Below are 25646 nucleotides of genomic sequence, written 5' to 3'. Positions count from 1 at the left end.
AGTAATGTCATAGCCGAGTAGTACTAATTACCCGTAGATTTATAGCCTAATATGGCGCACGAAAGTGCAGCAAGGTTAGCTCTTTGTGAAAGTTTTTATCGAATTAAAACAGGTAGCAGATGTTATCTATTAGGAAGCAGGGAAAACCTGCAACCTTTTACCTATAACCTGCAACCTTATATACCTTATTTAGGGTGGTTTTAGCGGTGGGGCTCACCTGTTCCCATTCCGAACACAGAAGTTAAGCCCACCAGCGCCGATGGTACTGCTAACGCGGGAGAGTAGGCCGCCGCCAGTTTTTATTTTATTTTTAAAAAATCCTTTATCGCAAGATAGAGGATTTTTTTTGCTTTATACTCAACTTAGGTAATAGGTGATAGGCGATAGCACTGTCAACTCTTAACTGTCAACCCTTAGCTCTGAGCTCTTTTCTATTTTTATAAAGAACGGGCTAAAGCCCGTCCATACTGAATATCCATATCCTGGATAAATTGATTTTACAACTTTAAATCAGGAGTCAATCATTGACCATTAATTATTCATCACTCTTAACTCATTAGAACTTATATTGAAGTCCAATACTTAGATCCCTACGGGATGACAAGGGAGGTGGAGTATGATAAAGTAATGCCGGACACTGTTAATTCCTAACTATCAACTCTTTTGTATTTTTACAAGAACAGGCTAAAGCCTGTCCCTATTAAATATCTATATTCTGGATAAACTGACTTTTGCAACCAGGAGTCAAGCATTGACCATTCGCTATTTATATTCATAACTCATCACTTCTCATTTATTATTTCTAGGACTCATTTTATTATTCAATAGAAATGGGCTTTAGCCATTTACTAAAAACGATTTTCCAATAGGGCTTTAGCCCAAACTTAAGAATGACGATGTACGCAAGATAATTATACTGGCTTATGTTTCGGCTAAAGCCAATGGATGGTTTGGTATTTTTATAAGAACGGGCTAAAGCCCGTCCCTATTGAATATCCATATCCTGGATAAGCTAACTTTTCCAATCAAAAGTCAATCATTGACCATTCAATATTTATACTCATAACTCTTAACTATCAACTCTCAGCCCTCATCTCTTAACAAAAAAAGCATCCCAATGTTGATTGAGATGCTTTTTTTATTTTTAACGATATTCGGTCATTATACCTGTATAACTCCTAAATTAAATTTCTCTGTAATAGGAGAATGATTGGCAGCTTCAATACCCATAGAAATCCATTTTCTGGTATCTGCAGGGTTGATGATAGCATCTGTCCATAATCTTGCTGCTGCATAGGTAGCATCGGTTTGACTTTGGTATTTTTTGGAAATACTATCCAGAATTTCGTTGTGCTCTTCTTCGGATATTTCTTTACCTTGTTTTTTTAATGCGGATTCCTGAATCTGAGCTAACACTTTTGCTGCCTGAGCTCCTCCCATTACGGCTAAGTCTGCCCAAGGCCATGCAACAATTAATCTCGGATCATAAGCTTTTCCACACATGGCGTAATTACCGGCTCCGTACGAGTTCCCTGTAATAATGGTAAACTTAGGAACAACAGAATTAGACACTGCATTTACCATTTTTGCTCCGTCTTTGATAATCCCTCCGTGTTCGGATTTAGAGCCTACCATAAAGCCTGTAACATCCTGTAAGAATACTAAAGGAATCTTTCTTTGGTTACAATTAGCTATAAATCGAGTGGCTTTATCTGCAGAATCGGAATAAATAACTCCTCCGAATTGTACTTCTCCTTTACCGTTTTTTACCATTTTTCTCTGGTTGGCCACAATTCCTACGGACCAGCCATCTATTCTGGCTGTAGCACAGATGATACTTTTTCCGTAATCCGGTTTGTATTCTTCATACTCGGAGTTATCTGTAATACACTTAAGGATATCAAAAGTATCATACTGCTCGGCTCTTGAAACCGGCATTATTCCAAAAATATTGTCTGGCTTTTCTTTAGGAGGGAAGCTTTCTATTCTGTCAAAACCTGCTTTTTCAGTACTTCCGATAGACTTCATAATATTTTTAATTCTATCCAAAGCATCTTTATCATCTTTAGCTTTATAATCTGTAACCCCTGAAATAGAGCAATGGGTAGTAGCCCCACCTAATGTTTCGTTATCGATGCTTTCGCCAATTGCTGCCTTTACCAGATAGCTTCCTGCAAGGAAGATAGAGCCTGTTTTATCAACAATCATAGCCTCATCGCTCATAATAGGTAGATAAGCTCCTCCGGCTACACAGCTGCCCATAACGGCTGAAATCTGGATGATTCCCATAGAGCTCATTTTCGCATTGTTTCTGAATATCCTTCCAAAATGCTCTTTATCCGGGAATATTTCGTCCTGCATGGGAAGATAAACACCGGCAGAGTCTACCAGATAGATAATAGGAAGTTTGTTTTCCATAGCAATCTCCTGTGCTCTTAGATTCTTTTTTCCTGTAATAGGAAACCATGCACCGGCTTTTACAGAAGCATCATTGGCTACAACAATACACTGTCTTCCTGAAACGTAACCAATTACAACAACAACTCCTCCGCTAGGACATCCTCCATGTTCCTTATACATTTCATACCCTGCAAACGCTCCAACTTCTATGGAATCTGAATTTTTATCGAGAAGATAATCAATTCTTTCTCTTGCAGTCATTTTTCCTTCTTCACGAAGCTTTTGAAGCCTCTTTTCACCACCACCTTTTTTTATTTCGGTGAGCAAGCGGTTTATATCTGAAAGTCTTAATCTGTTTTGATCTTCCCGTTTGTTGAATTCAATATCCATAAAGTTTCAATTTTTTACGCTTAAAGATACTATTTTTATAGAGAATGTGAATTGAAGTAAAACAAGCGTTTAATATATTGGTATTCAGAAAATTGTGATATTTTTAACAGAAAAATATTTTTAGATGATTTATATTTTTTCTAACTTTACAATAGAGTAACAGAGATCCTAATCTCTGCAAAATACTCTGTTCCTAGTTTATTTTTTTAATAGTTTATTATTTGAAAGCCCTGAAAGTTTAACAAGTTTTCAGGGTTTTTTTACTTATATAGGAGAGGAAGGAAGACGGCGTCGAAAAAACTAAACCGAATACTGTTTTCTATATTCTATAATATTGAGAAATGATGATGGGCTTTTCTTTTTTTGATACTTTTTAAAAAGGGTAAAGCCTAATTTTTCAGGTATTTTTCTACTGGCTGTATTTTCCTGATCGACGGGATAAACTATATATTTGAAAGTGAAATTATGCTCTAAAAATTCAATGAGGGCTGCTATGATTTCCGTACCCAACCCAATACCTTGAGCATCCTTTTTTAACCATAAACCGAGTTCTACCGATTCTTCTGTTATATTATGGATACCACAGCACCCCATAAAATTATTATGACCATCGAGCGCCACCATTACCAGATCTGTATTTTCTGACAACAACTTTTTTGATTCTTTCACAAAAACTAGAATGTCATTTCTATCTCCATTCGGATTGAAGGGCATATATCTTGTAACTTCTGTGGTGAAGTAGGTATTGATATCGTCGATATACAAATCCTCTACAGGTTTCAATACCAGCCGATCTGTTTTGATTCTAATATTTTTATGCAGTATCATTAGACCAATTTATAAATTTTTATTTTAGAAATGAATGATTCTTATGGATCATGTTATGGCTTCTTTTGTTGGGCATGAAATTTTGATAAGATATTTTCTATTTTTAGATGATTGTGAGAAATGATTAGGGAAAAATAGGATGAAGACGTATTAAGTATTTTTTTATTAAACTATTATTTGTTTTTTTATCAGATTTGTAAAAGCCTATTTGTAAATTTGCACGTTAAAAATTTATAGAAGATAGGATATGCATAAATTGGCACTTTTCAGGTTGCATTTAATTGTGTTTTTGTGGGGGTTCACTGCAATTTTAGGGAAATTAATTCATGCGAATGCACAGGTTCTGGTGTTTTACAGAATGTTGTTTGCCTCTGTCTTTCTTTTTGTATTTATCAGAGTCTACAAAAAAGAGAGTATAAAGGTTTCAAAAAAAATATTCTTTCAGCTGGCAGGCATTGGGGTTGCTATGGCACTCCACTGGTATTGCTTTTTTTATTCTATCAAGGTTTCTAATGTTTCCATTGCTTTAAGCTGCTTATCGTTGTCTACACTTTTTGCCTCTATTTTAGAGCCTATTATTTTTAAAAGAAAAATTGATATCTCGGAAGTGGTGATGGGAACTGTGATTGTAGCCTGTATTTTACTGATTTTTAAAACTGAATTTCATTTTAAAGAAGGTATTATTTATGGTATCCTGTGTGCTGTTTTCGGAACTATTTTTTCTGTTTTTAATGGGAAAATGTTTGGAAAGACAAGTTCAGGGAATATTATATTTTATGAAATTTTCTGTGGATGGTTTGTTTTATTGGTATTTTATCTTCTGAGTGGTCAAATCTTTCAGATGGATGAAATAAACTATAGAGATCTGGCGTTAATATGCTTGTTGGCCAGTGTTTTTACTGCTTTTCCTATGTTGGAATCGGTAAAGCTAATGAAGTATATTTCGCCTTTTACTTTAATTTTAACAGTTAATTTAGAGCCGGTTTACGGAATTATACTAGCTTTTTTTATCTTTGGAGAATCAGAACATATGAGCCCTATATTTTATATTGCTTCAGGAGTTATGATACTGGCAATCATTGTCAATGGATTAATAAAAGCTAAGAAAACAAAAAACTTTAACTAAGCATCAAATTTATATGATGAAAAAATATTTTTTATTTGCATTTTCACTGCTGTTTGGGCTGTCCCAATCTCAGATCATCAGGAAATACTCCAATGAATTTTTAAATATCGGAGCCGGTGCACGAGGTCTGGCAATGGGAGGAGCAGTAATATCCAATCAGGATGATGTGTATGCTCCTATGTGGAATCCTGCAGGTTTAATGTCTATTGAGAGAGATTGGCAGGGAGCAGCGATGCATGCCGAATATTTTGAATCTATTGCAAAATATGATTACCTGGCGTACGCAAAGGTAATGGAAGAAGGTGTTTTTGGAGTTTCTGTAGTGAGGCTTGGGGTAGATAATATCTTGAATACTACTCAAATGATAGATTCTGAAGGGAATATTGATTATGATAAAATTACTAAATTCTCTCAATCTGATTATGCAGCTATACTTTCATATGCATTCAGACCAGGTGGGAATCCCAATTTGGATGTAGGGGTGAATGCCAAAATTGTTTATAGAAATGTAGGTAAATTTGCCAGTGGTTATGGTTTTGGTTTTGATGTGGGAGCTATTTATAAAGGAAATAATGGTTGGAAGTTTGGAGGTATGATCCGAGATATTACTACAACAGTAAACTTTTGGAGCATCAACCAGAAAGAATTGTCAACTGTTGTAAACGGGGAAGAGTTTAACCCTGCTCCAAAGGATAAAATGGAGCTTACCATGCCTAAGCTTAATGTTGGGGCCAGTAAGTTATTTGAAATTAATAGCAGTGTCTACGTTCTACCGGAAGCAGGGATTAATGTGGATTTTGCGAAAACAGCTTCATTAGTTTCAACAGACTTTGCGAGTATCAGCCCTTATGCAGGAGCTGAGCTGGGATATCAGAAAATGATTTTTGTAAGATTGGGGATCAACAGGTTCCAGTCGATTACAGATATAGAAGATCTTAAAAGAAAAGTTTCCTTCCAGCCGAGTGCAGGTCTTGGAATAAAATATAGAGGACTTACTCTGGATTATGCAATCACAAATTCAGGAATAGGCGGATCTAATTTCTATTCCAATTTCTTCTCACTGAAACTGGATATGGGAGCATTTAGAAATGATTAAAAATAAAATAAAATGAAAAGGATACCAGTGTTTATGTTGGCTATTTGTTCGACATTAATTTTCGGACAAAAAGTTTCAGATTATAAGTATATATTTATTCCGGAGAAGTTTGAAGCATTTAAAAAAGACAGCTATGGCTTAGAGACTTTTTTAGCAAAGGCACTGACGGGAAAAAAATATGTAGTTCTACCAGCTAATAGAGATCAGTGGCCTTCTGAGGCTAAAGACAACTCTTGTAATATCCTTGATGCAAATGTTTTGGATGATTCCGGATTATTTACCAATAAAGTTATCTTAGAATTTAAAGATTGTAATAAGCAAACAATTCTGGAAGCTAAAGGAAGATCAAGTATCAAAGAATTTGAAAAAGGATATCCGGATGCATTGACACAGGCTTTAGTGAGTGTTAAAGTTTCAGCCCCTGTTAATATCCTACCCGCAGCACAAATTTCTGAGACAACAAATAATACTGAAATTACAACTTCTGCCGGGACCTCTACAGCTACAGCTAATGCAGCTGTTTCTACAGCCAGCAATTTTTCAAACGGAAAACTTGATCTGCAGAAAGTACAGATAGATAATACCCAGTTTATTCTTGCTAAATCAGGAAGCTCTGTTCCTTTTGCTATTTTCAAATCAACTTCAAAGAAAGATGTTTTTATGGTGAAGTTGGATAATGGAATGACTACTATTGGTTATTTTGAGAACGGAAATATAGTAATTGATGTTCCTCAGGCTGACGGTAAATATTCCAAAGAAACTTTTGCCGCAAAATAATTTTTTTAAAACTTAATAAACTAATATTTAATCCTTAATTCACTGTGTTTGAATTAAGGATTAATTTTAAAACCATGAAAAAACTTTACATTCCTATATTGACTTTACTGTCAATATTTTCAAATGCACAGACTGTATTGAATACAAAGCTGCATGAGATTAATTTTGGAGCTTCAAGTGATCCAAAATCATTTATTAAACTTAATGATCTGATCATTTTCCCGGCAACCAGATCCACTGATGAAGGAAGAGAGCTTTGGTGCTTTAATTCCACTACTCAAAAGTCTAGTTTACTGAAAGACATTTATCCGGGGCCCAGCGCTGGTATATCAGGATCTCCCGCCTCTGTAAAATTAAATAATAAAGTCTATTTTCTCGCCCAGCAAAACTCATCCTATTATCAGCTTTGGGTAACAGACGGAACAAGTATAGGGACAACAAAATTAAAAGACCTTAGCTCAAATTTTGTCATTGATGAGCTTGTGGTAGTGGGAAACAAAATTTTCTTCTATCAAAATAATGAGCTATGGGCCTATGATACACTTACTGACGCTCTTCAGTCATTAAAAACATTTACCTATTCCGGAAATGTGAAATTATATTCTTTTCACAATCAATTGTTTCTGGCAGCTAATGACGGAGTATACGGAAAAGAGATCTGGAAGTCCGATGGTACACCGGGCGGTACCACTTTGCTGAAAGATATCGCCTCAAGTTCGGGATCAAGTATTTCTAATGATTTTAAAATTATTGAATTAAATAATAAATTCTATTTTGTGGCCAATGGGGCGGCTGGATATGAACTTTATGAAAGTGATGGAACTACTGCCGGTACAGTGTCTGTGACGCCTGTAAAGGTTCCGGAATTGGATGGGGCGGCTACAGATAATTATTTTGTATTTAAAGGCTTGGACCCTGTGGGAAGTGGAATTGAACCGTGGGTATCAGATGGAACGGCTGCAGGAACCAAGCTGTTAAAAGATATTATACCGGGGGTAACAAGTTCCCTGGCAATGCCTAAATTTATAAGTTTCAACAATAAAATCTATTTTGAAAGTAACTCTAACGGAATAACCCCGAATTATGGAAATTATATCTGGGAGACTGATGGTACTCTGGCTGGAACAGCATTATTTGGTACACCTCCGGAAATGAAATTATTTGGAAAGAGTTCAGATGGGATACATTTAATATTGAACACTGTAAATTCAGGGCTAAGATATTGGATTACCAATGGTGGTTCTGTTCAGCCATTTGAAATTACAGGATTAGCTTTACCAGTGGACAATAGTTTTATAGATCTTAATTCTAAAGTTTATCTGGCTGGTACAAACCAAAGAAACGGTGGTGAAGTCTTTTCTCTGGATCCAGCCACGAAAGTTATTTCAATAGCTACTGATATTAACAGGATAGAAGGTTCTGAGCCGCATTCTTTTGATGTACTGAACAATAATCTGATCTTTATCGCTAAAGACCGGGAATTTAGCAATCAGCTATATAAAAGAAATAAAAGCACCCAACAGGTTGAAAGATTATCTTTCTTTAATACCGGTGGAACTTTACCAGGGGGAATACCAACCACTTTTGACGATAATTTCACTAAAGTTGGAAACTATCTTTATACAAAAGGTGGCTTTTACAGGACAGATGGAACGGCTGCAGGCTCAAACGTAATCATTATGTTGGAACCAATTACAAATAGAATTGTCTATACCAGCCTGAATGATAATATGCTGCTCTTCTCTGCCTATAGTAACTCTACAGGAACTGAGCTTTGGAGAATTAAAAACAGCTCAAATACAATGGATTTAGTAAAAGACATATCGGTGGACAATATGGGAAGTTTATATGATGTGGATACTAAAACTGCTGTCCTGAACGGATACGCATATTTTATAGCGAGACAGAACGGAAAACTGGGAATCTGGAAGTCTGACGGTACGAATCCTAATACCAATAAAACCATTCAGTTTACATATCAGAATGGGACGGATGGGGATATAAAAGTCTTGAGCGCTGTCAATAATAAATTATTCTTTACCCTGGCTCAGGAGAATAATGCAAATAATGAACATACTGAACTTTGGTCTTCGGATGGTGACCAGGCTTCATCTGTACTGTTAAAATCCTATGTAGAACCAACCGGTTCAGGAACTATTTACAGAGAAACAGGAATACTCAATGATAAATTATTTTATGTGACTACAGGATTCTCTTCAGGCCTGCACTCTTCTGATGGAACAGTTGCGGGCACAGAAAAAATTGTTTCAGGAAATTTTTCACCCAATGTGAAGTTTCAGAAATGTGGAAATCAGTTGTTTTTTACCAATAACTATGATAAAGAACTATGGAAGACTGATGGTACTGCTACGGGCACCTATATGGTGAAATCCGGATTTTCTGGCATAAAGGATATGGTTTGTACCAATAACTATCTTTACTTCCTGAATGGGGATTCCCAAAAAGTATGGAAGACTAATGGTAGTGCTTCAGATACAGTACCAATGGATGTTTTTGTTACGAATGATGATAATCAGCTGCTGGCTAATGAAAATATTCAGAAAATGGCAACGGACGGAGAAGAGCTGTTCCTGACCATTTTCACAAAAGAACATGGAAGTGAATTTTACGCTATCACGGATACTTTACCTGTTTATATGGCGACTAACGAATCTATAAAACAGGAAGGGAAGAATGCTAATTTGGATATTAAGATTTACCCTAATCCGGTTTTAGATTATTTTTCAATCCATTCCAAAGAAAATGATAAGATTGAAACGGTTAAGATTTTCGATGCAGCCGGGAAGCTGGTTAAGAACATAACGTATCCCAATGATAAAATTGATGTCGCCGAACTTTCTTCGGGAATTTATTTCCTTAGAATTAAAACGGCTAAAGGAGATCATCTGGGTAAGATCTTGAAAAAATAACTTCATTATAAAAGGCTCTTAAAAAGAGCCTTTTATATTTATATATGATGATGTGTTTTCTCAATTGGAGTACAGATGTTTTGTCAACCGAGCTTCTGGTATTATTTATCTCAGATAGTTTTTTACCTTACCTGGGCTTTGAAACTTGTACTAATTTACGAAAAATATTATAAATAATGTTAATTTATTTGTAATATTTTATTAATTAATATTTATATATATTGTTTTTGAGTGATCGTTAAAGATTTATTGTAGTTTGTCTTTTTGTGGGACAATAGCTTAATCTATAGGCTAATTAATACATAGACATACTAAAGGCCATTTTAGAAAATTTAAAACGGCCTTTTATGATTGGAATTTTGATAGTATTTTCAAAAAAATAAAAATCAAATGACTACAAAATTGAACAGGTGTGACAGTAAAATAGGAGATGTAAAAGCGTTTTAATTTGAATTAAAAAACTCCCAGATTACCTTAGCTTTACTTTTGCCCAGAATTTCTTCTAATGTTTCCAGATTGGATTCTTTAATCCTTTTAACAGATTTAAGCTTTGACAGCAACAATTCGATTGTTTTTTCTCCCACTCCGGGAATTTCCTCCAATTCAGATTTTATAGTAGAGTTACTTCTTCTTGTTCTATGGTGTTTAACCCCAAAACGGTGGGCTTCATCACGAACTCTCTGAAGAATTTTTAATGTTTCAGATTTTTTGTCAAGATAAAGCGGAATAGGATCTTCAGGAAAGAAAATCTCTTCCAGTCTTTTTGCAATCCCCACAATAGTTATTTTACCGTAAAGACCCAGTAATTTCAGACTTTTCACAGCAGAAGACAACTGGCCTTTTCCTCCATCTATCAAAATTAATTGAGGCAGACTTTCTCCTTCATCTACCATTCTTTTATAACGGCGATAGATTACTTCTTCCATGGTAGCAAAGTCATTGGGGCCTTCTACTGTTTTAGGATGAAAAATTCTGTAATCTGCTTTGCTTGGTCTGCCATCTTTAAAAACAACACAGGCGGAAACCGGATTTGTTCCCTGAATATTTGAGTTGTCAAAACCTTCAATATGTCTTGGCTCTACAGGCATTCTGAGCAGTTTTTGCATTTCAGCCATAATCCTGTTGGTGTGCCTTTCCGGATCCACAATCTGAACCTGTTTTAATTTTTCAAGACGGTATTCCTTAGCGTTCTTTTCGGATAGCTCTACAATTCTTTTTTTGTCCCCTACTTTAGGAACAATAAGTTTTACATTAGGGATTTCTACAGACAAATGGAAAGGCAGTAATACCTCTTTTGAATTGGAACTGAATTTCTGCCTGATCTCAATCAGAGCTTCTTCCATAATATCTTCATCCGTTTCCTCAAGGATCTTTTTAATCTCTGTAGTGAAACTCTGAATAATATTTCCGTTTCTTATTTTAAAAAAATTGACATACGCAGCGGTTTCATCACTCACCATTCCAAAAACATCCACATCGTCGATATTAGGATTGACAACCGTATTTTTAGCCTGATAATCTTCTAATATATCCAGCCTTTCTTTGATAATCTGAGCTTCTTCAAACTGTAGATTAGAGGCGAGTTTCATCATCTGATTGACCAGATACTCTTTAGCTTTCCGGAATTCTCCCTTGATCATTCCACGGATAGCATCTATCTTTTCATCATAATCCTCTTTACTTTCAAGATCTTCACAAGGTCCTTCACAGTTTTTGATATGGTATTCAAGACAGACTTTGTATTTTCCGTCAGCTATTTTATTCGGAGAAAGATTCAGATTACAGGTTCTCAGTTTATAGATATGTTTGATGGTGTCTAATAAAATTTTGGCTGGACGCACTTTTGCATAGGGACCATAATATTCTGAACCATCTTTAATTACATTTCTGGTGAGAAAAATTCTGGGGAAATCTTCATTTTTAATACAGATCCAGGGATAAGTTTTGTCATCTTTCAACATGACATTGTAAAATGGCTGATGTTCCTTAATCAGATTGTTTTCCAACAAAAGAGCGTCATACTCACTGTTTACAATAGTAGTTTCCAGACGCTGGATTTTCCCTACCATTATTTTGATCCTGTATCCTGAAAGATTTTTGTTGAAGTAGGAGAGAACCCTCTTTTTTAAGTTTTTGGCTTTACCTACATACAATAACTGTTCGTTTTTATCATAATAACGATAAACACCGGGTTCCGAAGGTAAAGTTTTGAGCTGTAATTCTAAAGAAGGATTCATATAACAAAATTAAGGAATCTTTCCATATTTAAAAAAAGAATACCTGCGGAATTGCTCAGCAGGTATTAATTCTATAAATGAAATGTTTTTATCCGTTGTTCATATCGGTGTAAGCATTGACAAGAAAGCTGAAATAATCCCATTCTACAGAGTTTTTAGGATATTTTTTCATGAATTCTGCATTGTCACCAAAAAGGAAATCATAGTTGTCTTCAAAATCATCTTTATGAAGCCACATAATTTTGTCTCCCTTTTTTACATAATAAGATTTGATAACCCCTCCACCAAGTTGTGGAGAACCCATTACAGAAAAGCCTGTTGTTTCTTTAGCTCTAGGATCATGATATACAGAAATAATATCATCGAAACCTGGGTTGATAACCTGCATTAGGAATTCTTTATCATCTTTTTTGTTCTTTAATGACACGGTTTGGTTTACAAAATAGATCCTGTCGTTATTGGTATTCTTTGTTAATTTCTTTGTACCAAAGTTTCTGATATTCCCCATGTACTTGGCCACTTTTGCAATTTTTTCCGCATTACTTGGGTAAACATACATTTCGCTGATTTGTTCCGCATTAAAATTAGCATTCTTTTTTGTAGCACTGTCTTTAATGGCTACTTCATAAATCTGTCCCTTTTTTGTTTCAATTTTGTTGCAAAACCCTTTATAGGTAGTTCCGTCTTTTAAAATAATGGTGGATGTTTTTTTCGGAGATGGAGTATTGAAACCTTCATTAAAAAGGTATGTTTCCATTTTTTTGATATCCTCTTTAGAGTATTTTACTTTCTGGGCGAAAGTAGTGGTGCCTGCAAGGCATAAAGCAAGCAGTAAAGATGTAAGTCTCATGTATTATTGTTTTTTATTCGGCGGTAAAAATAATAAATAAATTAACTTATTTTTAGAAAAAGATAGAACATTGAAATTTAGTTTCTCCAATTATTGTTAAATGTGTAATTTTAAGAAAATTTTTTAGAAATGATATACGGAGTAGATGTTTTAACTTTCCATGATGTTCTGGAAATCTGTAAAAAACCCAATAAAGCCAAACTGAATAAAGCGGCAAAAGAACAAATATTAAAATCTCAGAAAAACGTACAGCAAATAGTAGAATCCGATAGATGTGTATATGGGATCAATACAGGCTTCGGACCACTGTGCGATACCAAAATATCAGCTGACGAAACAGCCCAGTTGCAGTATAACTTAATTATTTCCCACGCTGTAGGTGTAGGAAAGCCCATTGATAAAGAATTTTCAAAAATCATGATAATTGCTAAAGTGCATGCTTTATCAAAAGGATTTTCCGGAGTTTCTCTTGATGTAATTGAGAGACTGATCCTGATGTTGGAAAAAGATATTATTCCGGTGGTACCGGAGCAAGGATCTGTAGGTGCATCAGGAGATCTGGCTCCTTTGGCACATCTGGTATTGCCTTTACTTGGTTTAGGACAGGTTTGGGAAGGAGATCAGGTTACCAATACAATGGATGTTTTGGAAAAACACAACCTTGAGCCTTTAACTTTAGGACCAAAAGAAGGTCTTGGGTTAATTAACGGAACTCAGTTTATCCTGGCCCATGCCATCAAAGGATTGGAAAAATTTGAATACTTATTAGACCTTGCGGATATCACGGCAGCAATGAGTATTGAAGCATATAGAGGTTCTGCAAGCCCTTTCAAAAAAGAACTTCATGATATCAGACCTTTTGAAGGAAGTAAGAAAGTAGCGGCAAGAATGCTTAAGTTCTTAAAAGGATCAGAAAACATGATAGCACATGAAGATTGTGAAAGAGTACAGGATCCTTATTCTATGAGATGTGTGCCACAGGTTCACGGGGCAAGCAGAAATGCTTTTGAACATCTTAGAAGCATGGCTGAAACAGAATTAAACTCTGTTACCGATAATCCGATTGTATTAAGTGCCGAAGAATCTATCTCCGGAGGTAACTTCCACGGACAGCTGATGGCTTTACCTTTAGATTACGCAACGTTAGCGGCTGCAGAATTAGGAAATATCTCAGACAGAAGAAGCTACTTATTATTAGAAGGGAAATATGGACTTCCAAGATTATTAACAGAAAGCTCAGGATTAAATTCAGGATTTATGATTCCTCAGTATACCTCAGCAGCCTTAGTTACAGAAAACAAAACACTATGTTTCCCTGCATCTGCAGATTCTATTCCTACAAGTTTGGGACAGGAGGATCATGTTTCTATGGGAAGTATTTCAGGTAGAAAATTCAATCAGGTCCTGGGAAATCTGGTCAATATTTTAGCCGTTGAGCTGATGTTTGCAGCACAGGGACTGGAGTTCAGAAGACCTGCCAAATGTTCTAAGATTATTGAAGAGAATTTTGCTGTTCTGCGCTCTAAAGTTACCAAACTTGAAGAAGACAGATTAATAGGTCAGGATATGCTGGCTATTGCATCACTGATTAATGAGCGAAAATTTATCGTAAAATAAAATATACCCACTAAGAAAGCTTCCGAAAGGGAGCTTTTTTGTTTTATCCTATTTTTTTAATTAAATATATATGACTATAAAAAGACTTGATTCTACCCATCCGGATTTTCAAAATTTAGTACAACTTCTCGATACAGACCTTGCGGTGCATAATGGGGATGATAATGCTTTTTTTGAACAGTTTAATACAATTGATAAACTTAAAAACTGTACTGTTGCCTATATTGACGAACTTCCGGCAGCATGCGGAGCATTTAAAGAACTTTCAGATAATACAGTCGAAATCAAAAGAATGTATACGAACCCAACTTTCAGAAAAAGAGGCTTAGCTTCTGGCATACTTAGAGAATTGGAAAATTGGGCGAAAGAATCGGGATTTGAAAAAGCCGTTTTAGAAACTTCCGTAGACTTAAAGAATGCTATTTCTGTGTACGAAAAAAGTGGCTTCTATCGCATTCCGAACTATGGACAGTACATTGGAATAGATAATAGTGTCTGTTTTGAAAAAATATTATAGATTTCATTGAATATTGTGAATTTTATTCTTAAAGTGTTATTAATATTCGGATAATATAGAATTCACCTTGGAAAAATAGGTAATTCACAATAAAGTGTTATATTGGTCCCAACCAAAATTATAACATATGAAAAAAAGTGTATTCTTAGTAGCAATATTTTTTGCTTTAAGCTCTTGTAATACCGAAGATCTTCAAAACGAAAATTCCAACATTGAAATGAGTCAGAAAGATCCCCTGACTGCCAAACAAATTAATGAAGGAATTAATCAATCCCTTAAAACAAAAGGTTCTTTCAACTGGGCCAATCAATCTGATCATTTTTTATGGAGTGCCATCTTTCAGGGAAATAAAATGGTATCCATTGGATTTGGAGAATCTAAAGAAGATTTTGACAGAAGCAAATCTTCAAATAACCAGGCAATGGAAACCGAGATTTTGTCGATGATTAAAAAATATGAAGGAAAAGATGAAAGAACTTTCTTCCTTGCCTCAGACAAATATCTCAACCAGATCGATGTGGTCATCGAAAAAGAAGAAACCATTAAAGCACTTCGCCAGATGAAGACTATCCGATATCTTGAACCGGGAGATTACCACTACTTCGAAAATGAAAATAAATTTAATCTAGCTTCAAGATCCTCAGGGGGAGGCTCAGGATGTGGCTTTTCATCTACTACTTTGAATGCTGATGACTACACTTCCACTACGCCGGGTGCGAAAATTCCCTGGGCTTTTACCAAGCATAATATTCCTGATGCATGGGGCTACAGTACCGGAGCGGGCGTTACCATCGGTTTGGTAGATACAGGTGTTTCACCAGAGCAGGCCTTCCTTGGAAACAGCTTTAATAACGGATCTTCCTCAGGGAGAACAATCAATAAGTTGGGTGTTTATAATTCAGATGGTTCTGCAGATCAGTGTGGACACGGAACAAAAATGGCTTCCGTAATGGCAGCGCCGAGAAATAATGCAGGACTGCCTGTAGGAGTTGCCTATAATGCCAATTTGATTGCTTACCGGGCTGCCGCAAACGTCGTATTGGACACTTCCAGTGAGCAGACCGGAGTGAAAACGGCATTTACAGATCTGGCGAATAATGCCAGTGTAAAGATCATTTCTATGTCTATGGGACATATTTTTTCAGTAGGAAAAATTGAGGATGGTGTAAAATACGCATATTCCAAAGGAAAATTGATTTTCTGTGCAGGAGGTACATCCACTAGTTTTACCACTTTTGTAGGTGTTATTTTCCCTGCCTGGATGCCGGAAACACAGGCTATAACAGGAGTGAAAGAAGGAACCTCCAATCAGAAATGTGATGTTTGCCACTCCGGAGGAGAGATAGACTTTACCTTCCAGATGGAAAGAGCTTCAGGAAATACAGTTCCAGTTTTAAGTTATTATAACGGACAGGCCGATTATGTAGGCGGTTCATCAGTAGCTACCGCAGCAACAGCAGGAATTGCAGCTTTAGTATGGGCTAAGAACCCATCATGGACCAGAGATCAGGTCCTTAATAAAATGAGACAGTCTGCCACTTATTATCCAAATGTGAATTCAAGCTATGGCTATGGAAACATTAATGTTTTAAAAGCAGTACAATAAAATACGATTTCAAAAAAATAAACCCCCTCAGCCGTTTAGGTGGAGGGGGTTTTATTTTTATATACAAGAATACTATCCAATTCTCACACTTGTCATACTTAGTGAACCTCCAATAAGTTCGTCATTAAATAAAGATAAGTGTTCAGACCGGTCTTTCAACCCCAGGGTATAGATAAGGGGAAGATAGTGATCGGGCGTAGGTACGGCATATTCTAAAAATGTTCCTTGTTTCTGATAATCAATAATAGGCTGGAAATTACCGTCAAGAAGCCAGTTATTGGTTTTTTCCCTCGCTTCCACTGCCCAATCCCAGCCGGCACCCACCGTATTGATATTTTTCCAGTCGATTAAACGCAGGTTATGAACAATATTTCCACTTCCTATGATCAGAATTCCTTTTTCACGGAGTTTATGAAGCCTTTTAGCCAGATCATAATGATATTGCGGAGGCTTGGTATAATCAATACTCAGTTGAATGACCGGAATATCAGCTTCAGGATACATATGTCTGATGACTGACCATGCCCCATGATCCAGTCCCCAGTTATGGTCTTCTTCAACCTCCAAGGGTAATAATAGCTCTGCAGTTTCCGCAGCAAGTTCCGGATTTCCGGGAGCAGGATACTGTACGTCAAATAATTCTTTCGGAAAACCATAAAAATCATGAATGGTTTTCGGCATTTCCATGGCGGTGACAAACGTTCCTTCCGTATACCAGTGTGCAGAAATACACAGGATAGCATTAGGCCTGGGAATTTCCGTAGCCGCTTTTCGGAATCCCTGTACAAACTGGTTTTCTTCAATGGCATTCATAGGAGAGCCGTGTCCCAAAAATAGAACAGGCATTCGCTGAGTGCTTTGGAAATTTTCACTTATGTTTTGTAGATCGTTGAGGTTCATAAATTTTGAATAATCATAAAAAAATAAAAGGTTCAAGGTTTTTAGTAAAATCCCTGAACCTTTCACAAAATATATTGAAAAATTATGCTTGCTTTACAAACTGTAATTCTCCAGCTACTTTTACATCATCACTTACCATTACTCCTCCTGCTTCTAAAGCTGCATTCCAGTTTAATCCGAAATCTTTTCTGCTTATTTTTCCTTCAAAAGAGAATCCTGCTTTTGTATTTCCCCAAGGGTCAACATTGATTCCTCCGAAATCTACATCTAAAGTTACAGGTTTTGTAATCCCATTGATTGTAAGATTTCCTACTACCTGATCATTCAGAGCCTGAGAATCAAAAGTAATCGTTGGATGTTGTTCAGCATTGAAGAACTCGGCAGATTTTAAGTGATTATCTCTGTCTGTATTATTGGTAAAAACAGAATCCGTCTGAATAGTAGCGGTAGTTTTTGCATTGGCGAAAGTATCATCCTCCGCTTCAATTTCTGCAGTGAAGGTTCTGAAACTTCCTTTTACATTAGAAATCATCATATGTTTTACTTTGAAAGTAATCTCACTATGCGTTGGGTCTAGGTTCCATTTTGTTGCCATTGTATTTTTATTTTTTGTTTGTTATTAATAATGCAAATGTAGGATAGGGAGCATATACGGAACATTGATATAGGATAAGAAATGCAACGTATATGTAAAATTATGATTCCTTTTGATAATTATTTCTTTTTTAAGGGAGCTTTTTCCCGCTATCCACTCTTACTCCTCGCCCCATACATTCCAGCGTCCAAAACCCAGTCTTCAATGCGTGCTGCGGGGTAACCGTTACTATCGGGGCTAGGGTTCACATCATCTTTACAAAGAACAGAATGATGAAGCAGTCTCTATCTATATGCAAAATCCATCATTCATTTTACACCTTTACATTTCCCCAGCAACCCTCCACAAATCTTAGTATTAAGTTAAGGAATAATTTCATTTAATTCATTAATTCCTTTTTATGAATGTTTTAATTTAACATTTCTTAACGGATGGTTTTTATTTCTTATTTTTGATGGATTCAATTTTACGCAATGAAATTATATAAATTTTCTTTATTGATGCTGGTTTTGGGGAATACTGCATTCGCCCAGACACAGAAGTTTACCATGGCGGAGGCTGTAAATGGGATGAGAACCAATCTTGCCGTGAAAAATATTTCACAATTTTCATGGTCTGCAGACGGGAAATCCTATATCCAATCCGTGAAAGGAGGGTATTTGGTTACAGATCTGAAAACCAATAAACAAGATACTTTGGTGTCTTTAACACAGCTGAACAGACAGTTTGCCAATGACAAACTGAACGCTGTACCTCAGATTAAGTTTTCCGGGAATTCAAATGGTTATTTTAGCAAAGACGGTAAAATGTTCTGGATTGAAAAATCAGGAAATGACTGGAAAGTGAAAAATCAGACTCCTGTAGATAAAGATGCCTCCAACATAAAAATGTTTGGTGATGGCCAGACTTTCGCTTTTACAGCAAAGAATAACCTGTTTGTGAGTAAAAACGGAAAAACTATTGCGGTTACTAATGAAGCAAACGAAAATATCATCAGTGGACAGGCTGTTCACAGGAATGAATTCGGCATCGATACCGGAATTTTTCCTGCTCCCAACTCTGAAAGTGTAGCTTTCTACAAAATGGATCAGTCTATGGTGGCAGATTATCCGATCATAGATTGGTCTGTAACACCTGCTGTAAACCACAATATTAAGTACCCGATGGCAGGTCAGACTTCTCATCAGGTAACATTAGGCGTTTTTAATATTAAAACCCAGTCAACAACTTTTCTGAAAGTTGAAGGCGAAAAAGATCAGTACTTAACTGCTGTTACCTGGAGTCCGGATTCAAAATACATTTTTGTGGCTGTTCTGAACAGAGGACAGAATCATATGAAAATGAATCAATATGATGCCTCTACCGGAGAACTGATAAAGACTTTATTTGAAGAGACCGACAGCAAATATGTTGAACCACAGCATCCACTTACGTTCTTCCCAAATTCCAATACAGACTTTATCTGGCAAAGCCAGAGAACAGGGTATAATCACCTGTTCCATTATAGCTTGGAAAAAGGATTGGTTGCCCAGATTACAAAAGGAGACTGGCTGGTAACCGATATTTTAGGGTTTAATGAAAAGAAGAAAGAGATTTATTTTACGTCAACAAAAGAAACTCCTCTGGAAAGACATTTGTATAAGATCAATTGGACCAACTTCAAAATGCAGCGACTGGATGATGCAGAAGGAATGCATGCCGGTGTATTGAGCAGCGACGGAAATTATCTGTATGATGTCTATAGTAATGCCAATTCTCCAAGAGTTGGAAATATTATTAATACCAATAACTTAAAGTCTACGAATATTTTTACAGCAGAGAATACATTGAAAAATTATCAGAGACCTGAAATTAAAAATGTAGAATTGAAAGCTGATGACGGAACACCTTTATACGGAAAGATCATCCTTCCAACAAATTTTGATCCTAATAAAAAGTATCCTACCATTGTTTATCTGTACAATGGTCCGCACCTGCAGCTGATAACAAATACTTTCCCGGCTTCAGGAAACCTTTGGTATGAATATATGGCTCAGAATGGATATATCATCTTTACCATGGATGGTAGAGGTTCTTCTAACCGCGGAATGAAGTTTGAGCAGGCTGTATTCAGAAATCTGGGAACTACCGAAATGAATGACCAGATGAAAGGAGTAGACTACCTGAAATCCCTTCCTTATGTGGATGGAACAAAAATGGGAATCCATGGCTGGAGCTTTGGAGGGTTTATGACTACGAGCTTTATGCTTCGTAAGCCGGATGTTTTTAAAGTAGGAGTTGCCGGAGGACCGGTGATCGACTGGAGCATGTACGAAATTATGTATGGAGAAAGATATATGGATACACCACAGGAAAATCCACAGGGATATGCTGCGGCTAATCTTTTAGATAAAGTACAGAACCTTAAAGGAAAATTATTGATGATCCACGGAGCGCAGGATGACGTCGTAGTATGGCAGCATTCTATAAAATTCATCAAATCTGCTGTTGATAACGGGGTTCAGTTGGATTATTTTACTTATCCGGGACATCCGCATAATGTGATCGGAAAAGACAGGGTTCACCTGATGCAGAAGATTACAGATTATTTTGATCAGTACCTGAAAAAATAATAATAAAAACCAGCCTATTTTAGGCTGGTTTTTTATTTATAGTAGATGTGATATATTAATCATAAAATTCTTTGATGACATAGCTCCCTTTATTCAGTCTGTTGAGTTCTTTCAATATATAATACCGATGTAAAAAACCTGTTAAAACCACTATTTTTTTATGAGGATATTTCTCAGCTATCGTGTAAATATTTTTAGCCATTGTTTGATTTCTAAGATCCCAGAACCCGGACATCAATTTAAACCCATCTCTATAGCTTATTTTTTCACCGTTAGGTTTTGTAACATACCTGTTTGCAAATTCCGGTCTTTCATCTGTGATTTGTATTAATCCTGAATACTGAGCATTCTGCCTTCTTTCAGAAATTTTATCCGTTGTTGTATTGTTGAAGTTTTCCGGAGATAGTTCAGCGATTTTCATTAACTCTTTAGTGGTAGTAAGAAAGTCCTCATATCGTTTTATTTCAGCAGATGACAATTGTTTGGCTTTATATAAACTGTCAATCAATTTTACAGACAGGTTATCTGTAGGTACCATTCCTTTATCTTTCCGGTATTGATTTCTGCCTTCAAAATCAAAAGGAAACCTTAATGTGTTGGGATGCTTTTTAAGATATAAATTTGTTGCAGTGATTTCATTCTCTTTAGAAGTATTACTGGTTTCATACTCTTTCATTCCCTTACTGTCAACTTCATGAAGCGTAATATCCGGTTTTATTTTTTCAAGAATGTCAAACAGGATTTTAGGATGGTAATTAGGAACACTGTCATGGATATTCCCAATGACATAAATTTCAGTTTTACGCTGCGATGAATATATGTTGACTAATAGAAGAAGGAATAGTGAAATCAGATGTTTCATATTTTTAAGTTATAGTTATCTCTCAAATATAGCAAGTTTATATGAAGAACCCTGATTTAGTTTTTTTATAAAAATGGAGGGTGTCGTTCTTAACAAACATCAATGTTTTTGACTTTTTATTCCTGTAATTTTGTGTATATAAAATCAACAATATGGAATTAGGAATAGGAATGTTTGGTGACCTGGCTTTTGATCAGTCCCCCGGAAAATATAGAGATGCAGGAACTAAGATTCGTGAAATTTTGGAACAGGTAAAATTGATGGATGAAGTAGGAATCGATGTCTTCGCCATGGGAGAACACCATCGTCCGGATTATGCTGTTTCTTCTCCTGAAATGGTATTGGCAGCTGCAGCAAGTATTACAAAAAATATAAAATTGGCAAGCGGGGTGACTGTGTTAAGTTCTTCAGAGCCGGTAAAGGTTTATGAAGATTTTTCAACCTTAGATCTTATTTCAGACGGAAGAGCAGAAATATTTGTAGGCCGTGGAAGCTTCATAGAATCATTCCCGTTATATGGTTATTCATTGAATGACTATGAGGAGCTTTTTGATGAAAAACTGGAGTTGTTATTAAAGATTAATTCAGAAGAAAATGTTACCTGGTCAGGAAAACTTCGGGCACCAATGCAAAATCAGACCGTGTATCCAAGGGCAAAAAATGATGGGAAACTTTCGATCTGGAGAGCCGTAGGAGGAACTCCTCAATCCGTATTGAGTGCTGCTCAATTGGGAATGCCTTTGGTGGTAGCTATTATCGGAGGAATGCCGATCCAGTTTAAAAATTTGATTGAGTTTTACAAGCAGGAATACCAGAAAGCAGGACATGATGTATCCAAAATGCAGATTGCTGTTCATTCCCATACTTTTGTGAGTGATGATCAAAATGTAGTAGACGGATATTTCCACACCTATAAATCTCAGATGGATAGGATAGGGGCCTCAAGAGGATGGGCTCCTTATACTAAAATGCAGTACGATGGGGGAAGAAACAAAGAAGGAGCCTTGTTCATTGGTAGTCCTTCCGAAGTAGCCGATAAAATTGCTTATATGAAAGAGATTTTTGGAATTACAAGGTTTATCGGACATATGGATATCGGAGATCCTGCTCATGAGCTGGTAATGAAATCTATTGAACTATTCGGGAAAGAAGTAAAACCATTGGTACAAAACCTGTAATTTAACCATAAAGTCACAAAAGTGTTTAAATACTTTTGTGACTTTTAACTATGTTGAAACTTCGATTTGTGGTTCTCAAATATAGGGTCAGACAATTTCAATGAGGCTTCCTCTTTCCTCATCTTTGATAATAGTGAGTGCTGTAGGAATCTTCTCTTTAAGTTCTTCTACGTGAGATATAATTCCCACAATTCTGTTCTCTTTCATCAGGTTGGTAAGAGTTTCAAACACAATATTTACCGATTCAGTATCCTGAGTTCCAAAACCTTCATCGATAAAAAAGAAATTTTTATCTGCCTGAGCGTTCGCCTGAACACTCTCCGCTAAAGCCAATGCAAGGCTTAATGAAACCTGGAATGCTTGTCCGCCTGAAAGTGTTTTTACACTTCTGCTTCTACCTTCGTTGAGGTAATCTATGATCTCAAAATCATTATTTTCATTAAGCTGCAGACTCAGCTGATTTCTTGTCATCCGATGAAAACGCAGATTGGCATGATCACAAAGCTGTCTTAAATAAATAGAAGAGACATACTGCACAAAACCGGCTCCCTTGAACAGGTTGATCATGACTTTTAGATTTTCAGAACGTTTCTGAAGCTTTGTAAGTTTTTTCAGAAGTTCTTCTTTCTTTACATATTCTTTTTCCAGCCGCTCTATTTCAGCTGTCTTTGTTACCACAGAATCGCTGATCTGTTTCTGCTCGCCCTGAGCCTCATTAAACAATTTTTCAGTCAGAGAAAACTGTTCATCGTTAAACGAAAGACCTTTAAGCTTTAATTCCAGCTCTTCAATAAATTTCTTTAAAGTTTCAAAATCAATTTTAAATTTCTGAATTTGATTTCTGTTGTGCTCAATATTGATTTCCAGCAGTAAAATATTTTCGACCTCTTTAAACTCAGTGAAATTTTGCTCTGCCAAGCCATTTGCAATACTGGCTTTATTTTCAGAAATTTCCTTTTCAAGTGCTGCCATTTGCTTTTCAGACTGATTGACAATGGTTTTTTGTTCAGCCAGTTTTGGAATCAGTATCTTTTCCTGCTGGATGGCTTTCTGATAATTTTCTTCCGTTTCTTTGTTGGATACAACCAACTTCTGATACGCTTCTTCAACCTCATCCACCCTTTTGTGGGTATACAGGTTCCAATCAAGAATTTTAAGATGAGAACGGCTGACATTGATCTGTTCCTGTTTGCTGAGCTCCTTGTCCTTTAAATCGTTTAGCAGAACTTTATATTTCTCCAAAAGCTGCGTTGCCTTTTCCAGAGCTTCCCGCTCCATGGCTATATTTCTGTCAGCTTCTTCAATTGTTTTTTCTAAGGCAAAAGAATCGGCCCGTTTTTTCTCAAATTCATCTTCCTGATCCGGAGAGAATGGTTTCCAATGGAATTGTTGGGTATGAACTTCAATATCCCTTTGAATCTGAAGGAGTGCTTTCTGCTCCGCAAGAAGCTGTTCTTCAAAAATCTTTTTACGATCCAGGATTTTCTCAATTTCAGCTTCTATCCTTTGATTTTTCAGGACTTCCTGATCGATAGCGGTAATGCAGTCCTGAATTTCCTGAAGCTCAGTATTTACATCCTGAATTTCTACAATATGAGGATGCTCTTTAGAACCACAAAGAGGACAGTTTTCACCATCATGAAGTTCATTGGCAAAACGGGAAAGTTCTTTTTGGATCTTAAGATGATCCAGTTTTTGAGAAAGTTCCTTTTTCTTTATTTCTAATGCCTCTTTCCTGGATTTGAAATCTTCTTTGAAATTTTCATGATAGGCAAAAGGTTTTAATTCTTCCGTAATTTCCCCAATCTGCTTTTGATGTCTTTCAATCTTTTCAGCTTGCTCCTGCTGTGATTTTTTTAAATTTTTCCGGTGAATAAACCAATTGCCCACTTCAGAAAGCAATGCCGAATCAAGTTTCTGTTCCTTGAGGGCCTTAAGATGCTTGGAAAATTCATCAATCTTTTTTTGAATATTTTCCTGGCTCATGCCTGCTTCTTTTACTTTTTCAGCTCCATTTTGGGTCCTTTTATTCAGCTCTTCGATTTCTCTGGAGTAGGTGAAGAGCTGTATAATCAGACTAAGGTCATTTTCCTGTATCCGGGATTGTTCCAATGCCTGAAACTTAGGCTCCAGTACAATAAGCTGATCTTTTATAATATTAAAAGCTTTTTCGGTTTCCTGTAAAGTTTTATGCTGCAGCTCTTTTTCGTTTTGTTTGGCTGCCACTTCTTTGGAAAGCTTATTGCTCTCAGTAATCAATGGATTAAAAAGCCTGAAAACACGGTCATATAAATTGGTCTGTACTTCCAGAGCATCTATTTCAGGTTTCTGCTCAGAGAGCTCTGTGAATTTTACCGTATTCAGTTTTAAACTTTCAAAATCCGTTTTTAAGTTTTTTAGCTGCTGATATGTATAAGAGATTTTCTCAAATTTTTCATTTGATTCACCCAGTTTTTTTTGTTCTTCCGTTAAAATCCCTTTTTGAAGCTGAATATTCTCTTCATTGATTTCCTCAAAACCTTTTAGCTGACCTTCAAGCTGGTCCAGCTCAGACCTGTTTTTTACATTGAGTGAAGAAACATTGTTTTGAAGGTCAAATTTTTGAAGATTAAAAATCTCCTTCATCATATTGGTTCTGTCCGCAGCCCCTAATTCAAGGAATTCCTTAAACTGTCCCTGTGGAATAATAATGGTGCGTTTAAAATTGGCGTAGCTTAAACCAATGATAGTTTCTGCATTAGAATGATCTAATGGAATCCATTTGTTGTCAATATTCTCGTAAAAAGTGACAGAATAAGGCTTTACATCTTCAAATTTTTTAGAATTACGTCGGAAATCTCTTGTCGCACGAAACAGCTTATTCTCATAATTGATAAAATCAAATTCTATATAAGAACTGTTTGACTTTAAGTTCATCATATTATAAGCCCTTTTATCACGCATATTCAGACGCTCCGTTTCACCATATAGAGCAAATGAAATAGCTTCAAGAACCGATGATTTACCGGATCCTACAGCACCGAAAATCCCAAACAGCCCTGCATCAGTGAGATTTTTAAAGTCTATAGTCTGACGCTCCTGGTAAGAGTATAAACCTTCAAGTGTGAGTTGAATGGGAATCATAA

At 36.2% G+C, this 25646-nt stretch carries 17 protein-coding genes and 1 rRNA gene; 10 read left to right on the top strand and 8 right to left on the bottom strand.

Annotated elements, in window-relative coordinates; all coding sequences use genetic code 11:
- The first annotated feature begins 190 nt into the window (after positions 1–190).
- Positions 191–298 (top strand): 5S ribosomal RNA (rrf, locus tag B8967_RS17075).
- 863 nt (positions 299–1161) lie between these two features.
- Here the strand turns inward: rrf and B8967_RS17070 are convergent.
- Together B8967_RS17070 and B8967_RS17065 are read right to left on the bottom strand one after the other, a co-directional pair.
- Positions 1162–2790 carry an acyl-CoA carboxylase subunit beta gene (locus B8967_RS17070; RefSeq protein WP_047493035.1) on the bottom strand — a complete coding sequence of 543 codons (1629 nt, stop codon included), beginning with the start codon at positions 2788–2790 and terminating at the stop codon, positions 1162–1164.
- A gap of 300 nt (positions 2791–3090) precedes the next feature.
- Positions 3091–3618 (bottom strand): GNAT family N-acetyltransferase, encoded by a 528-nt coding sequence (locus B8967_RS17065; RefSeq protein WP_084086847.1) that lies wholly within the window; start codon positions 3616–3618, stop codon positions 3091–3093.
- Between the two features lie 247 nt (positions 3619–3865).
- On the opposite strand from B8967_RS17065, the gene B8967_RS17060 reads away from it, so the two are divergent.
- From B8967_RS17060 to B8967_RS17045, 4 genes are all read left to right on the top strand, one after another.
- Positions 3866–4744, top strand: a complete 879-nt coding sequence (locus tag B8967_RS17060; protein ID WP_047493039.1) for a DMT family transporter — start codon at positions 3866–3868, stop codon at positions 4742–4744.
- Between the two features lie 13 nt (positions 4745–4757).
- Entirely contained in the window at positions 4758–5840 is a 1083-nt protein-coding gene (locus tag B8967_RS17055; RefSeq protein ID WP_047493042.1) for a putative type IX sorting system protein PorV2, read from the top strand.
- Positions 5841–5852: 12 nt separating this feature from the next.
- Positions 5853–6617: a hypothetical protein gene (locus B8967_RS17050; RefSeq protein WP_084086846.1), complete on the top strand. Its 765-nt coding sequence runs from the start codon at positions 5853–5855 to the stop codon at positions 6615–6617.
- Positions 6618–6691: 74 nt separating this feature from the next.
- Complete coding sequence (locus tag B8967_RS17045; RefSeq protein ID WP_084086845.1) at positions 6692–9547, top strand: T9SS type A sorting domain-containing protein; 2856 nt, start codon at positions 6692–6694, stop codon at positions 9545–9547.
- 443 nt (positions 9548–9990) lie between these two features.
- On the opposite strand, the gene uvrC is transcribed toward B8967_RS17045, so the two are convergent.
- On the bottom strand, positions 9991–11784 hold the full coding sequence (uvrC, locus tag B8967_RS17040) for an excinuclease ABC subunit UvrC (RefSeq protein ID WP_047493051.1): 1794 nt from the start codon (positions 11782–11784) through the stop codon (positions 9991–9993).
- An 88-nt stretch (positions 11785–11872) separates the two neighbouring features.
- On the bottom strand, positions 11873–12634 hold the full coding sequence (locus B8967_RS17035) for a hypothetical protein (protein ID WP_084086844.1): 762 nt from the start codon (positions 12632–12634) through the stop codon (positions 11873–11875).
- 129 nt (positions 12635–12763) lie between these two features.
- Here B8967_RS17035 and hutH point away from each other — a divergent pair, with 129 nt between their 5' ends.
- The 3 genes from hutH to B8967_RS17020 all read left to right on the top strand — a co-directional run bounded on the left by hutH (position 12764) and on the right by B8967_RS17020 (position 16374).
- Positions 12764–14251, top strand: a complete 1488-nt coding sequence (gene hutH, locus B8967_RS17030; protein WP_047493058.1) for a histidine ammonia-lyase — start codon at positions 12764–12766, stop codon at positions 14249–14251.
- A 70-nt stretch (positions 14252–14321) separates the two neighbouring features.
- Positions 14322–14768 (top strand): GNAT family N-acetyltransferase, encoded by a 447-nt coding sequence (locus B8967_RS17025; RefSeq protein ID WP_047493060.1) that lies wholly within the window; start codon positions 14322–14324, stop codon positions 14766–14768.
- A gap of 127 nt (positions 14769–14895) precedes the next feature.
- Positions 14896–16374 (top strand): S8 family peptidase, encoded by a 1479-nt coding sequence (locus B8967_RS17020; protein ID WP_084086843.1) that lies wholly within the window; start codon positions 14896–14898, stop codon positions 16372–16374.
- A gap of 72 nt (positions 16375–16446) precedes the next feature.
- Here B8967_RS17020 and ygiD read toward each other — a convergent pair whose 3' ends face one another.
- Together ygiD and B8967_RS17010 are read right to left on the bottom strand one after the other, a co-directional pair.
- Positions 16447–17274, bottom strand: a complete 828-nt coding sequence (gene ygiD / locus B8967_RS17015; RefSeq protein WP_084086867.1) for a 4,5-DOPA-extradiol-dioxygenase — start codon at positions 17272–17274, stop codon at positions 16447–16449.
- A gap of 82 nt (positions 17275–17356) precedes the next feature.
- Positions 17357–17869, bottom strand: a complete 513-nt coding sequence (locus B8967_RS17010; RefSeq protein WP_047493066.1) for a YceI family protein — start codon at positions 17867–17869, stop codon at positions 17357–17359.
- A 473-nt stretch (positions 17870–18342) separates the two neighbouring features.
- Between B8967_RS17010 and B8967_RS17005 the strand changes: the two genes are divergently transcribed.
- The gene (locus B8967_RS17005) at positions 18343–20481 is read left to right on the top strand and encodes a S9 family peptidase (protein ID WP_410493788.1); all 2139 of its coding nucleotides are present in this window, start codon (positions 18343–18345) and stop codon (positions 20479–20481) included.
- Between the two features lie 55 nt (positions 20482–20536).
- On the opposite strand, the gene B8967_RS17000 is transcribed toward B8967_RS17005, so the two are convergent.
- On the bottom strand, positions 20537–21343 hold the full coding sequence (locus tag B8967_RS17000; RefSeq protein WP_084086842.1) for a hypothetical protein: 807 nt from the start codon (positions 21341–21343) through the stop codon (positions 20537–20539).
- Between the two features lie 152 nt (positions 21344–21495).
- Here B8967_RS17000 and B8967_RS16995 point away from each other — a divergent pair, with 152 nt between their 5' ends.
- Complete coding sequence (locus tag B8967_RS16995) at positions 21496–22521, top strand: LLM class flavin-dependent oxidoreductase (RefSeq protein ID WP_084086841.1); 1026 nt, start codon at positions 21496–21498, stop codon at positions 22519–22521.
- 87 nt (positions 22522–22608) lie between these two features.
- On the opposite strand, the gene B8967_RS16990 is transcribed toward B8967_RS16995, so the two are convergent.
- Complete coding sequence (locus tag B8967_RS16990; protein WP_084086840.1) at positions 22609–25644, bottom strand: AAA family ATPase; 3036 nt, start codon at positions 25642–25644, stop codon at positions 22609–22611.
- Between the last annotated feature and the right edge of the window lie 2 nt (positions 25645–25646).

Source organism: Chryseobacterium sp. YR221 (genome assembly GCF_900176315.1).
Taxonomy (GTDB): Bacteria; Bacteroidota; Bacteroidia; order Flavobacteriales; family Weeksellaceae; genus Chryseobacterium; species Chryseobacterium rhizosphaerae.
This window is presented reverse-complemented; position numbering and strand designations above follow the sequence as displayed.

Coding starts and splice junctions, on each gene's coding strand:
- B8967_RS17070 (WP_047493035.1), bottom strand. CDS start 2,790: ATGGATATTGAATTCAACAAACGGGAAGATCAAAACAGATTAAGACTT.
- B8967_RS17065 (WP_084086847.1), bottom strand. CDS start 3,618: ATGATACTGCATAAAAATATTAGAATCAAAACAGATCGGCTGGTATTG.
- B8967_RS17060 (WP_047493039.1), top strand. CDS start 3,866: ATGCATAAATTGGCACTTTTCAGGTTGCATTTAATTGTGTTTTTGTGG.
- B8967_RS17055 (WP_047493042.1), top strand. CDS start 4,758: ATGATGAAAAAATATTTTTTATTTGCATTTTCACTGCTGTTTGGGCTG.
- B8967_RS17050 (WP_084086846.1), top strand. CDS start 5,853: ATGAAAAGGATACCAGTGTTTATGTTGGCTATTTGTTCGACATTAATT.
- B8967_RS17045 (WP_084086845.1), top strand. CDS start 6,692: ATGAAAAAACTTTACATTCCTATATTGACTTTACTGTCAATATTTTCA.
- uvrC (WP_047493051.1), bottom strand. CDS start 11,784: ATGAATCCTTCTTTAGAATTACAGCTCAAAACTTTACCTTCGGAACCC.
- B8967_RS17035 (WP_084086844.1), bottom strand. CDS start 12,634: ATGAGACTTACATCTTTACTGCTTGCTTTATGCCTTGCAGGCACCACT.
- hutH (WP_047493058.1), top strand. CDS start 12,764: ATGATATACGGAGTAGATGTTTTAACTTTCCATGATGTTCTGGAAATC.
- B8967_RS17025 (WP_047493060.1), top strand. CDS start 14,322: ATGACTATAAAAAGACTTGATTCTACCCATCCGGATTTTCAAAATTTA.
- B8967_RS17020 (WP_084086843.1), top strand. CDS start 14,896: ATGAAAAAAAGTGTATTCTTAGTAGCAATATTTTTTGCTTTAAGCTCT.
- ygiD (WP_084086867.1), bottom strand. CDS start 17,274: ATGAACCTCAACGATCTACAAAACATAAGTGAAAATTTCCAAAGCACT.
- B8967_RS17010 (WP_047493066.1), bottom strand. CDS start 17,869: ATGGCAACAAAATGGAACCTAGACCCAACGCATAGTGAGATTACTTTC.
- B8967_RS17005 (WP_410493788.1), top strand. CDS start 18,343: ATGAAATTATATAAATTTTCTTTATTGATGCTGGTTTTGGGGAATACT.
- B8967_RS17000 (WP_084086842.1), bottom strand. CDS start 21,343: ATGAAACATCTGATTTCACTATTCCTTCTTCTATTAGTCAACATATAT.
- B8967_RS16995 (WP_084086841.1), top strand. CDS start 21,496: ATGGAATTAGGAATAGGAATGTTTGGTGACCTGGCTTTTGATCAGTCC.
- B8967_RS16990 (WP_084086840.1), bottom strand. CDS start 25,644: ATGATTCCCATTCAACTCACACTTGAAGGTTTATACTCTTACCAGGAG.